This is a genomic window from Mesorhizobium sp. M1D.F.Ca.ET.043.01.1.1, assembly GCF_003952385.1.
In the GTDB taxonomy this organism is placed as follows: domain Bacteria; phylum Pseudomonadota; class Alphaproteobacteria; order Rhizobiales; family Rhizobiaceae; genus Mesorhizobium.
The window spans coordinates 2,514,525-2,526,505 of sequence record NZ_CP034444.1 but is presented as its reverse complement, the minus strand read 5'-3'; the positions used below and the strand labels follow the sequence as shown (position 1 = coordinate 2,526,505).

Sequence of the window (11,981 nt, the reverse complement as noted above, 5' to 3'; positions counted from 1 at the left end):
AGGCCGCTCTTTGCCGCCGCTACTTCGCCGCCTTCAGCGCCTCTTCGATGTCGGCCAGCAGATCGTCGGTGTCCTCAAGCCCCACGGACAGGCGCAGCGTGCCCGGCCCGATGCCGAGTTCGGCGCGCGCTTCGTCGCTGAGGTTCTTGTGCGTGGTCGTCGCGGGATGGGTGATCAGGCTCTTGGCGTCGCCGAGATTGTTGGAGATCAGCACGATGTCGAGCGCGTTCTGGAAGGCGAAGGCCGCCTGCTTGCCGCCCTTGACGTCGAGGCAGATCAGCGTCGAGCCGCCCGACATCTGCTTCCTGACGACATCCGCCTGCGGATGGTCGGCGCGGCCCGGATAGATGACGCGGGCGATCTCGGGCCGTCCGGCGAGGAAGTCGGCGATCTTGCCGGCGCTTTCCGTCTGCTGGCGCACCCGCAGCGGCAGCGTCTCCAGGCCCTTGAGCAGCGTCCAGGCGTTGAAGGGCGACAGGCTCGGGCCGGTGTGGCGGAAATAGTCGTGCAGGTTCTCGTCGATCCACTTCTTGTCCGACAGGATGACGCCGCCGAGGCAGCGGCCCTGTCCGTCGATATGCTTGGTCGCCGAATAGACAACGATATGGGCGCCGAGCTGCAAGGGCTTCTGCTGCAGCGGCGTGGCGAAGACATTGTCGACGATCACGCGCGCGCCGATCGAGTTGGCTAAAGCGGCGACGGCGGCGATGTCGACCACTTCCAGCGTCGGGTTGGTCGGGCTCTCCAGGAAGAACAGCTTGGTGTTGGGTCTGACCGCCTTTTCCCAATTGGCGATGTCGGTGCCGTCGATCAGCGTCGCCTGGATGCCGTAGCGCGGCGCCAGCGTCTCGACCACCCAGCGGCAGGAGCCGAACAGCGCCCGCGCCGCAACGATATGGTCGCCGGCCTTGACGCTGCACAGAAGCGCTGCGCTGACCGCCGCCATGCCGGAAGCGGTGGCGCGGGCATCTTCGGCGCCTTCCAGCGCGCACATGCGCTTTTCGAACATGTCCACGGTCGGATTGGCGTAGCGCGAATAGATGAAGCCCGGCTCCTCGCCCTTGAAACGGGCTTCTGCGGCTTGCGCCGTCTCATAGACATAGCCTTGGGTGAGGTACATCGCCTCGGAGGTCTCGCCGAAGCCGGAACGCAGCGTCCCGCCATGCACGAGTGCCGTCTGAGGTTTCCAGTTGCGCGTCTTCGTCATCGCCCTAATTCCACTCGCAAAGAACGTCCAAACACAAAAAAACCGGCCGCGATGTCGCAACCGGTCCATACGGCCTTGCGGCCAACGGTCCTTTAGCGACTTGTTTAACGTGGCTGCAAGCCGACCGGCCAAATCACCACGGGATAACGACCCTTTAGACCCGCACCGCGCTTGCGTCAATTGCCGGCTTGATTAAGAGGTTTGTACCAGTTGGAACGGAGCCAGCCTTTGCGGCAGACAGGCATTCTTCCCGATCAGGACATCGCGGCGCTGTTTGAGGCGGGCGCGCTGAAGTCGCCGCGCGTGCTCGATACCAATCAGATCCAGCCGGCCAGCCTCGATCTGAGGCTGGGCGACACGGCTTTCCGCGTGCGCGCCTCCTTCCTGCCCGGTCCCGATCACCTGGTGGCCGACAAGCTCGACCGGCTGAAGTTGCACGAGATCAATCTCGCCGAGGGCGCGGTGTTGGAGACGGGCTGCGTCTATATCGTGCCGCTGCTGGAAAGCCTGGCGCTGCCTTCAAACGTGTCGGCTTCGGCCAATCCGAAGAGCTCGACCGGACGGCTGGACATTTTCACGCGCGTCATGACCGACCGCGGCCACGAGTTCGACAAGATCGCGGCCGGCTATCATGGTCCGCTCTATCTCGAAGTCAGCCCGCGCACCTTCCCGATCGTCGTGCGCGCCGGCTCGCGCCTGTCGCAGATACGCTTCCGCACCGGCAATGCGCTTTTGTCGGAGCGCGAATTGCGCGATCTCCACCATGCCGAGATGCTGGTCGCCACCGAGCCGCCCAACATTTCTGGCGGCGGTATCGCGCTGTCGATCGATCTCGACGGCGACAAGGACGGCCTGGTCGGCTATCGTGGCAAGCACCACACCGGCCTCGTCGATGTCGACAAGCGCGCCGCGCAGGACGTCGTCGACTTCTGGGAGCCGCTCTACAAGAGCGGCGCCGGCGAATTGGTGCTCGATCCGGACGAGTTCTACATCCTGGTCTCGCGCGAAGCCGTGCATGTGCCGCCGCTCTATGCCGCCGAGATGACGCCTTTCGACCCGCTGGTCGGCGAGTTCCGCGTCCACTATGCCGGCTTCTTCGATCCCGGTTTCGGCCACTCCGCCGCCGGCGGCAGCGGCAGCCGAGCGGTGCTCGAGGTGCGCAGTCATGAGGTGCCCTTCATCCTCGACCACGGCCAGATCGTCGGACGCCTTGTCTACGAGCATATGCTCAAGCGCCCGCAGGCGCTCTATGGCAGCGACCTCGGCTCGAACTACCAGGCGCAGGGGCTTAAGCTCTCTAAGCATTTCCGCGCCGCGCGCTGACCGTTCACGTCAGACACCGCTTGCCCGGCTGGGCGCGCCATGCTTGGCTGCACCTCACCAATCTAGACGCCTGACTGAGGGAGACAAAAAATGCAGATAACCAGATGGATCGTATCGGCGACAGTCGCTGCCATGTTGGCGCTTGGCGCCGGTTCCGCGATCGCGGCGGAAAAGATCAAGATCGGCACCGAGGGCGCCTATCCGCCCTTCAACACCATCACGCCGGACGGCAAGGTTGAGGGCTTCGACATCGACATCGCCAATGCGCTTTGCGCCCAGATGAAGGTCGAGTGCGAGATCGTCACCCAGGATTGGGACGGCATCATTCCGGCCCTCCAGGCCAAGAAGTTCGACGCCATCATCGCCTCGATGAGCATCACCGAGGAGCGCAAGAAGCAGGTCGCCTTCACCCACAAATACTATACGACGCCGCTTGCGCTGGTGGCGCTCAAGGACAGCGACATCGCCTCGACCGAACCGGCGGCGCTCGCCGGCAAGACCGTCGGCGCCCAGGCCTCGACCACCCAGGCCAACTACGCCCAGGACGTTTACGGCAAGGCCGGCGCCGAGGCGAAGCTCTATCCGACCCAGGAAGAGGCGGTTACCGATCTTCTCAACGGCCGGCTCGACGCCGTCATCTCGGACAAGTTCGTGCTGGTCGACTGGATGAAGAAGGCGAGCGACGGCTGCTGCAAGCTGGTCGGCGACGTCAAGGGCACCGAGACCGAGGCCGGCATCGCCGTGCGGCTGGAGGACACCGCGCTGCGTGATCGGCTGAACGCCGCCATCGACGCCATCGTCGCCGACGGCACCTACAAGAAGATCCAGGCGAAATATTTCGACTTCGATATTTATTGAGCGGCTGAAGCGGCCAATCTCCCCCCTTGTGGGGGAGATGCCCGGCAGGGCAGAGGGGGGCGCGAAGGATCGCCAACCTCTCCTGTAGCCAAGAAGACAGTCCGCAGGCAGAGCCGGTTGGATTGCGAACGCTGGCGGGACAGCGCCCCCTCTGGCCTGCCGGCCATCTCCCCACGAGGGGGGAGATCACGCTTTCACCTCAAAGCGCCTTCACGGCCACCTTCACCGGCTTCTCGATTTCCAGCGGGTTGCGCAGCGGCAGGCCGAAATCCTTCGCCGCGATCTCGAACACGTCGCCTTCTTCAGTCCTGACGCCGTCGGCGAAGGAGAGCGTGGCGGTGCCGAACATGTGCACATGGACGTCGCCGGGCTGGCGGAAGGCCGAATATTTGAAATGGTGATGCTCAAGATTGGCGATGGTGTGCGACATGTTCGCTTCACCCGACAGGAACGGTTTTTCCCAAAGCACCTTGCCGTCGCGCAGGATGCGTGACGAACCCCTGATATCAGCGGGCAGATCGCCGATCAGGATCTCCGGCCCGAAGGAGGCGTTGCGCAGCTTGGAGTGGGCAAGGAACAGGTAGTTCACCCGTTCGGTCACATGGTCGGAAAACTCGTTCGACAGCGTGAAGCCGACGCGGAACGGCGCACCGTCGTCGCCGATGACATAGATGCCGGCGATCTCGGGCTCCTCGCCGGCGTCCTGCGCGAAGGCTGGCGACATCAGCGCAGCGCCGGGCGCCACCGCCATGGTGCCGTTGCCCTTGTAGAACCATTCCGGCTGCACGCCGATCTGGCCTTTCGCCGGCTTGCCGCCTTCCAGCCCCATGCGGAACATCTTCATGGAATCGGTGAGCTGCTCTTCGCCGTCGCTGAGCTTCTTGTGCATGGAATCGCGCGTCGCCGCCGAGCCGAGATGGGTCAAGCCCGTGCCGGTGAGGTGCAAATGCGCCGGGTCCGGATGGTTGATCGGCGACACCAGCCGCCCCTTCTTGTAGGCGGCATCGAGATCGACCGTCTCGCCGTAGCCCTTGCGCTCGATCAGGGCTTCGAGACCGATGCCCGTGCGGGCTGCCTCCATCGCCAGCGAATAGACGCTGCGCGCGCCGTTGATGATCCGGGTCTTGCCGCCGCTGCGGGCAACGACCCGGATCGTCTCGGCGTCGTCGAGGATCTGGGAAATCAGCATGATGAAACCCTCTCTCTTTTGCCTTGGCCCGGTTGCCGGCGGCAAACCCTGACCGCGCGGCCCGGAACCGATCCGTGCCACGGTTGAAACTCCTGCGCCGGATTGCGCTCGCGGGCCTGGTCCTTTCGGGACTTCTTCGCGCCGACGGGTTGCCGGCAGCTCCGCGATCTAGAACCCGTATGCCTCCTTAGTCCTTGTCTTCAGCCGTTAAGCCTTGTTCTTGTTGTAGACGTCGAAGATGACCGCGCCGAGCAACACCAGGCCCTTGACCACCTGCTGCCAGTCGACATTGACGCCCATGATCGACATGCCGTTGTTCATGACACCCATGATGAAGCCGCCGACCACGGCGCCGATGACCTGTCCAACGCCGCCCATCGCCGAGGCGCCGCCGATGAAGACGGCGGCGATCACGTCGAGCTCGCTGCCGAGGCCGGCCGCCGGCACCGCCTGGCCGAGGCGGGCCGCGATGATCAGGCCGCCGAGCGCCGACAGCACGCCCATGTTGATGAAGACGAGCAGCGTCAGCCTTTCGGTGTTGATGCCCGACAGCTGCGCCGCCTTGGCGTTGCCGCCCATCGCATAGATGCGGCGGCCGATCGTCATGCGCTTGGTGACGAAGACGAACAGCGAGATCAGCACGCCCATCACCAGAAGCACCACCGGCAGGCCCCTGTAGCTGGCGAACTGGACGACCAGGAACAGCGCCAGCGCGCTGCCGACCAGGGTCTTGATGACGAACAGCGGGAAGGGTTCGGCCTCATAGCCGTGACGCTCACGCTTGCGGCGGGCCCGCAGCCCGAAATAGGCATAGGCGAGCACCGCGATCAGTCCGAGCACGACCGTCGTCATGTGCAGCGTAAGGCCGCTGCCGAGGATGGTCTTGCCGGCGGCATTCACCGTCGGCGGGATCAACGTCAGCGGGCCGATCACGTCGGGAATGAAGCCCGAGCTCAGCGCCTTGAAGCTGTCGGGAAGCGGGCCGACCGAGGAGCCGCCGCCCAGCAGCGCCTGGCAGATGCCGCGGAAGATCAGCATGCCCGCCAGCGTCACGATGAAGCTCGGTATCCGGTGGTAGGCGATCCAGTAGCCTTGTGCTGCGCCTATGGCGCCGCCGACGATCAGGCAGACGATTGACACCACCAGCGGATTGCTGAGCGGGCCGAGCGGCCAGATGACCATCATCATCGCCGCCAGCGCCCCGATGAAGCCCGCCACCGAACCGACGCTGAGGTCGATGTGGCCGGACACGATGACCAAGAGCATGCCCAGCGCCATCACGATGATGAACGAGTTCTGCTGCACAAGGTTCGAGAGGTTGACCGGTTTGAACAGCGTTCCCGACGTCGTGTACTGGAAGAACAGCATGATGACGATCAGCGCGATGATCAGGCCGTATTCGCGCAGGTTCGTCGTCAGCGCCGAGACGGCGATGCGCGGACCCTGCTTGACGTCTTCGGCTGCGCCGCTCTGCGGCGCGGGAGCGCTTTCTGTGCTCATGATGCTTTTTTTCCTTCTCCGCGAACGATGGCTCGCATGATCTTTTCCTGGCTGGCGTCGCTTGCCGCCATTTCGCCGACCATTCGCCCTTCGTTCATGACATAGATGCGGTCGGTGATGCCGAGCAGCTCCGGCATTTCCGACGAGATGACGATGATCGCCTTACCCTCTGCGGCGAGACGGGCGATGATCGTATAGATTTCGTACTTGGCGCCGACGTCGATGCCGCGCGTCGGCTCGTCGAGGATGAGCAGTTCCGGGTCGGCGAACAGCCATTTCGACAGCACCACCTTCTGCTGGTTGCCGCCCGAAAGATTGCCGGTCAGCTGATAGACGCTGGACGCGCGGATGTTTGTCTTCTTGCGATAGTCGTTGGCGACGCTCATTTCGCGCATGTCGTCGATGACGCCGCGGCTCGAGACGCCGCCCAGATTGGCCAAAGTCACATTGTGCTTGATATGGTCGATCAGGTTGAGGCCGTAGGTCTTGCGGTCCTCGGTGACATAGGCGATGCGGTTCTCCACCGCCTTGCTCACCGACGAAAGGTCGATCGGCTTGCCTTCGAGCAAAACCTCGCCGGTGATGTGCCGGCCATAGGAGCGCCCGAACAGGCTCATCGCGAATTCGGTGCGGCCGGCGCCCATCAGCCCCGCGATGCCGACCACTTCGCCCTTGCGCACATTGAGGTTGACGTTCTTGATCACCTGCCGCTCGGCGTGGATCGGATGGTAGACCGACCAGTCCTTGACCTCGAAGACGACCTCGCCGATCTGCGGCTCGCGCGGCGGATAACGGTCGTCCAGCGAGCGGCCGACCATCGAGGTGATGATGCGGTCCTCGCTGATGTCTTTCCTGGGCAGGGTCTCGATGGTGCGCCCGTCGCGGATCACCGTCACCTTGTCGGCGACGCGGTTCACCTCGTTGAGCTTGTGCGAGATCAGTATCGAGGTCATGCCCTGGCGCTTGAACTCGAGCAGGAGATCGAGCAGCGCCTGGCTGTCCTTTTCGCTGAGCGAGGCGGTCGGCTCGTCGAGGATCAGGAGCTTGACCTCCTTGCTCAGCGCCTTGGCGATCTCGACCAGTTGCTGCTTGCCGACGCCGATATTGGTGATCAGTGTCTTGGGGTCTTCCTTCAGGCCGACCTTGTCGAGCAGCGCCTTGGTGCGCTTCTCGTTGGCGTTCCAGTCGATGACGCCATAGGTGGCGTGCTCGTTGCCGAGGAAGATGTTCTCCGCGATCGACAGCATCGGCACCAGGGCAAGTTCCTGGTGAATGATGACGATGCCGATGTGCTCGCTGTCATGGATGCCCTTGAAATGGCATTCCTGGCCGCGGAAGACGATCTCGCCTTCATAGGTGCCGGCCGGATAGACGCCTGACAGCACCTTCATCAGCGTCGATTTGCCGGCGCCGTTCTCGCCGACGACGGCATGGATTTCGCCCTCCTCGACGCTGAGGTTGACGTTCGACAGCGCCTTGACGCCGGGGAACGTCTTGGTGATGTCGCGCATCTCCAAAATCGTCGAGGTCATCAGGAATTCCGCTCCCTGGCGCATGCCTTCCATTTCCGGAAAGTGTCATGCGCGAAATCAACATACTGCAGTCTTGCCCGCGCAGCGACGGCGCATGGCGCTGCAGGAGCCGGCAAAAACAATACCGGGCTCGCTTCTGAACGAAAAGGGGCCCTGCGTCGCGCAGGACCCCTCCTTTGCAGCCGGATTATTTCAGCTCGTCGGCCTTGATGTAGCCGGAGTCGACGACCTGAGCCTGGTAGTTCGACTTGTCGACGTCATGCGGCGTCAACAGGATCGAGGGAACGACCTTGACGTCGTTGTTGTAGGTCTTGTCGTCGAGCCCGTCGGGCTTGCCGCCGGAGAGCACCTTGTCGACCAGCTGCACGGTGGCCTTGGCCAGTTCGCGGGTGTCCTTGAACACAGTCGAATACTGCTCGCCCGAGATGATCAGCTTGACCGAGGCGGTCTCGGCGTCCTGGCCGGTCACGATCGGCCAGGGCTGGGCGTCGGTGCCGTAGCCGACGGCGCGCAGCGAGGCGGTGATGCCGCGCGACAGGCCGTCATAGGGAGACAGAACGCCATCGACGCGGCTGCCGTCCGAGTAGTTGGCCGAAAGCAGGTTGTCCATGCGCGCCTGGGCGGTGGCCGCCAGCCAGCGCAGCGTGCCGACCTTGTCCATGCCCATCTGGCCGGACTTGATCTTGATCGAGCCGTCGTCGATCAGCGGCTGCAGGACCGACATCGCGCCGTTGTAGAAGAAGAAGGCGTTGTTGTCGTCGGGCGAGCCGCCGAACAGTTCGACGTTCCACGGCTTGGTGTTCGGGAAGCGCTCCTTGAGGCCCTTGACCAGCGAATTCGCCTGGATCACGCCGACGCCGAAATTGTCGAAGGTGGTGTAGTAGTCGACATTCGGGGTCTTCTTGATCAGACGGTCATAGGCGACGGTGACGACGCCGGCATCGTTGGCCTTCTGCAGCGCGTCGGCCATCGTGGTGCCGTCGATCGAGGCGATGATCAGCGCCTTCGGGCCCTTGGTGATTTCGTTTTCCAGCTGGCTGAGCTGGTTCGGGATGTCGTCCTGCGCGTACTGCAGGTCGACGGTGTAGCCGAGCGCCTCGAGCTGGGACTTGACGGCGTCGCCGTCATTGATCCAGCGCTGCGAGGTCTTGGTCGGCATCAGCACGCCGACGAGACCCTTGTCGGCTGCGTGCGCCGAATAGCTCGTGGCGGCAATGCCAAGGGCCGCGATGGCGGCCAGCGTCTTGATGATCTTCACATTACTCTCCCTGGTTGATGGACGCGACACCTCGGGGCTTCGCGGGCCGCGCAGTCGAGCAGGAGCGCAAGCGCGCCTCTGTCGGCTTTATCGATCTCCGGTATCCTCCCAATCGGCTCCGCGACGCAGTTTCAATCGATACGATCTTGCTCGTTGCCGATCGTTGCGCCTCGGAACGCGCGAAGGGTGGGTTCCTTTGACATAACTGTCAAATGCGATCTTTGTTGGTTGCTATACCGAAACTGGTATGGTTAAGCATGCGGCAGAGAACTGGCGGAGAGGCTGGGAAATCATGGCGGCGTTGCGCGATCCTGGTGCGATTTCAGTAAGTTACGAAAAACTCCCCGGCGACGGGGAAACACTCCTGCGCAGCGGTTTGAGCTTGCGCCATATGCGCATGATCGCCGCCCTCGACGATCACGGACGGGTGAGCGCCGCCGCCCAGGTCATGAACATCTCCCAGCCGGCCGCCTCGCGAATGATCGCCGAGATGGAGGCGGTGCTCGACGTGAAATTATGCGAGCGGCTGCCGCGCGGCATCACGCTCACCCCTTACGGCCAGGCGCTCGCCAGGCGCGCCCGCTCGATCCTGCTCGAGATGCGCGAAGCCGACCGCGAGATTTCCGAGCTCAAGGCGGGCAAGGGCGGCTCGGTGTTCCTCGGCGCCGTGACCGCGCCGGCGATCGAGCTGGCCGTGCCGGCGATTCGCGAGATCCGCCGCATCTACCCGCGCATCGAGATCACCATGCAGGTCGAGACCTCGAACGTGCTCGCCCGCGAGCTGATAGCCTCCCGCCACGACTTCATCATCGCCCGCATTCCCGACGACCTCAATCCGCGGCTGTTCGAATCGCGCGTCATCGGCATCGAGAAGGCCTGCCTGATCGTGCGCCGCGGCCATCCGCTTGCCAGCGGCAGGATGGTCGGCCTGGAGGAGACGGCGGCCTATGACTGGGTCTTCCAGTCCGGGGGCTCGCCGCTGCGCCAGGCGATGGAAAGCAATTTCCTGAATCGCGACATCCCGCTTCCCGACCGTATCCTCAACACCTCTTCGCTGCTCTTGACGCTGGTGATGGTGGCGCAATCCGACGCCATCGCCCCCGTTTCGGTCCAGGTCGCCAAGTTCATCCAGAGCGCCGACGGGCTGGCGGGAGCGATTGACGTGGTGCAGACCGAATTCGACATCGAGGTCAGGCCTTACAGCCTGATCACGGTCAAGAACCGCGTGCTTTCGCCCGCCGCCAAGATGCTGCACGACTTCATACTGCGCGAAGTGGGGTGATGGAACGAGAATGCTACCTGTGCGTTCAACCGGATCGGCAGCTCACTGGAGCCTTTTTCGGGTGAGGGAACGAACTGCCGATGCTCAACAGTCGGAGGTTTTGATGGAACGTCGGTTGTTTCTGACTGGAATGCTTGGCGTTGCGGGGGCGGCCGCATTTGCAAGCCTCGCCGGACCCAGCAAGGCTGTTGCCGGAATTCCCGGCGGCAACGGAATTCTTGATGAGCTCGACAAGCCGGATCCAACCGTTTTCGAGGACGGCGAGGATCGGGCCGAACTGGAGAAGGTTCACCATCGTTATTGGCATCACGGCTACCGTCGCCGCAGACGGCGCCGCGTCTGGCGCCGGGTCTGCCGCCGCTACTGGCGCCATGGCTACTGGGTTCGCCGCTGCTGGCGCGAACGCGTCTGGATAGGCATCTGGCTGTAGTCCAAGCGTCGGTCAAAGACTAAGCGAAAGGCATTGGGTCTTGCACAGTCGTGCAGGACCCAATGCGGTGCCTTAGAGCTATTCCAGGAAAAGTGCGTAACGGATCTCCGTCCAAAATTGCTTGAAACAGGAGAGCGGTCCGGCGTGTCCGTGAAACGCTCAAGGACACCTAGCCTGGTGCGCGACTCAGCAGGTAGACGCGACGCTTTTTTTCAACAAACAGGTGACGGGAGATTGGAGCGGGTAGCGGGAATCGAACCCGCGCGTTCAGCTTGGGAAGCTGACAAGCTACCATTACATCATACCCGCGCAGCAGCCTCGTTACCATGATGGCGGGGCCTCAAGCAATCGGCAACGCCATCAAAAGACCGGTCGGTCGCGGCAGTCCCCTTGATACCGGGCGCCAACGTGATAAATGCGTCGCGTGGTGCAGGGTGGGGACCCAGCTTGAAAATCAATGTTCGAAAGAGGAAGCGAGCCTCTCGCTCCGGGGCTTTCTTCACGTCGGAAGACTTGGGATTCCTGTTCAGGCTTCCCATCTTTGCCATCGTCTCGCTGCTCGTGCCCGAAGCGCGATGGCGAAATGTCTGTCTTTGGATGGAGCGGCTGAAACGGCCTTCCTTGCCTCAAGGTGATATCGCTCCGCGACAGGACCTGGCCGCCTTTGGCGTGGCCGGCGGCGCGGATCGGCGCCGCGTCGGAGCAATGCGGAGCGAACACAATATCCAGATCGTGCGGGAGCGGCTCGTCGGCTGGGCGCCCGAGATCGAGCTCTGCGGTCTCGAGCATCTCGACGCGGCGCGCCAGGCCGGCCACGGCGCTGTCCTGTGGATCGCGCATTTCGCTTTCAACGCGCTCGCCGCGAAGATGGCTTTCGCAAGGGCTGACTTTGAGGTCTTTCACGTCAGCAGGCCGGAGCACGGTTTCTCGAAGTCGCGCTTCGGCATCCGGTTCCTCAATCCGATCAGGACGGGCGCGGAACTGAAATACGCGGCCGGCCGCGTCGTGATCGACCGCGCCAATCCGGCTGCCAGCATGAACGAGGCGAGGCGCCTGCTTCGTCAAAACAGATTTGTCTCCATCACCGCCGGCGCCTGGGAAGGCGAGTTGCTGGTGAGCGCCCGCATCGGCCAATCGGCCATGGAACTTGCCGGTGGCGCGCCCCGCCTGGCAAAAGTTGCCGGGGCACAGCTGCTGCCGGTCTTCGTCGTGCGCGACGACAGCTCTGGCAAGATCCGCGTGAGCGTGGAGCGGCCGATCGATCTCGATTCGCGCCGGGACAAGGCCGAAATGATCCAGGGCGCCACGCAGGACTTCGCAGACCGCCATCTGCCCTATCTGAAGGCCTACCCCCACCAGTGGCGCGACTGGGAGAAACTGACCGCCTTCGACGCGCGTTGAC

10 protein-coding genes, 1 tRNA gene and 1 riboswitch are annotated in these 11,981 nt (G+C 63.4%); of the genes, 5 read left to right on the top strand and 6 right to left on the bottom strand.

What is annotated here, in order from left to right; genetic code table 11:
- Positions 1–19: 19 nt before the first annotated feature.
- Positions 20–1,207 carry an O-succinylhomoserine sulfhydrylase gene (locus EJ067_RS12365; RefSeq protein ID WP_126085946.1) on the bottom strand — a complete coding sequence of 396 codons (1,188 nt, stop codon included), beginning with the start codon at positions 1,205–1,207 and terminating at the stop codon, positions 20–22.
- A gap of 72 nt (positions 1,208–1,279) precedes the next feature.
- A riboswitch (SAM riboswitch) is annotated at positions 1,280–1,357 on the bottom strand.
- 78 nt (positions 1,358–1,435) lie between these two features.
- On the opposite strand from EJ067_RS12365, the gene EJ067_RS12360 reads away from it, so the two are divergent.
- Positions 1,436–2,530 carry a 2'-deoxycytidine 5'-triphosphate deaminase gene (locus tag EJ067_RS12360; protein WP_126085945.1) on the top strand — a complete coding sequence of 365 codons (1,095 nt, stop codon included), beginning with the start codon at positions 1,436–1,438 and terminating at the stop codon, positions 2,528–2,530.
- Between the two features lie 90 nt (positions 2,531–2,620).
- Positions 2,621–3,388 (top strand): ABC transporter substrate-binding protein, encoded by a 768-nt coding sequence (locus tag EJ067_RS12355; RefSeq protein ID WP_126085944.1) that lies wholly within the window; start codon positions 2,621–2,623, stop codon positions 3,386–3,388.
- 199 nt (positions 3,389–3,587) lie between these two features.
- On the opposite strand, the gene araD1 is transcribed toward EJ067_RS12355, so the two are convergent.
- From araD1 to chvE, 4 genes are all read right to left on the bottom strand, one after another.
- Positions 3,588–4,577: an AraD1 family protein gene (gene araD1 / locus EJ067_RS12350; RefSeq protein ID WP_126085943.1), complete on the bottom strand. Its 990-nt coding sequence runs from the start codon at positions 4,575–4,577 to the stop codon at positions 3,588–3,590.
- A 207-nt stretch (positions 4,578–4,784) separates the two neighbouring features.
- The gene (gene mmsB / locus EJ067_RS12345) at positions 4,785–6,077 is read right to left on the bottom strand and encodes a multiple monosaccharide ABC transporter permease (RefSeq protein WP_126085942.1); all 1,293 of its coding nucleotides are present in this window, start codon (positions 6,075–6,077) and stop codon (positions 4,785–4,787) included.
- Entirely contained in the window at positions 6,074–7,609 is a 1,536-nt protein-coding gene (mmsA, locus tag EJ067_RS12340) for a multiple monosaccharide ABC transporter ATP-binding protein (RefSeq protein ID WP_126089599.1), read from the bottom strand. Before mmsA ends, mmsB begins: the two co-directional genes overlap by 4 nt.
- Before the next feature lie 187 nt (positions 7,610–7,796).
- Positions 7,797–8,867 carry a multiple monosaccharide ABC transporter substrate-binding protein gene (gene chvE, locus EJ067_RS12335; protein WP_126085941.1) on the bottom strand — a complete coding sequence of 357 codons (1,071 nt, stop codon included), beginning with the start codon at positions 8,865–8,867 and terminating at the stop codon, positions 7,797–7,799.
- A 292-nt stretch (positions 8,868–9,159) separates the two neighbouring features.
- Between chvE and EJ067_RS12330 the strand changes: the two genes are divergently transcribed.
- Both EJ067_RS12330 and EJ067_RS12325 read left to right on the top strand, forming a co-directional pair.
- Positions 9,160–10,149, top strand: coding sequence for a LysR substrate-binding domain-containing protein (locus EJ067_RS12330; protein WP_126085940.1), 990 nt, complete (start codon positions 9,160–9,162; stop codon positions 10,147–10,149).
- 103 nt (positions 10,150–10,252) lie between these two features.
- Entirely contained in the window at positions 10,253–10,579 is a 327-nt protein-coding gene (locus tag EJ067_RS12325) for a protamine-2 (modular protein) (RefSeq protein WP_126085939.1), read from the top strand.
- Between the two features lie 235 nt (positions 10,580–10,814).
- On the opposite strand, the gene EJ067_RS12320 is transcribed toward EJ067_RS12325, so the two are convergent.
- A tRNA-Gly gene (locus EJ067_RS12320) sits at positions 10,815–10,888 on the bottom strand.
- 396 nt (positions 10,889–11,284) lie between these two features.
- Here EJ067_RS12320 and EJ067_RS12315 point away from each other — a divergent pair.
- A complete protein-coding gene (locus tag EJ067_RS12315; RefSeq protein ID WP_189510570.1) occupies positions 11,285–11,980 on the top strand; it encodes a hypothetical protein in 696 nt (231 codons plus the stop codon).
- Position 11,981: the final 1 nt, after the last annotated feature.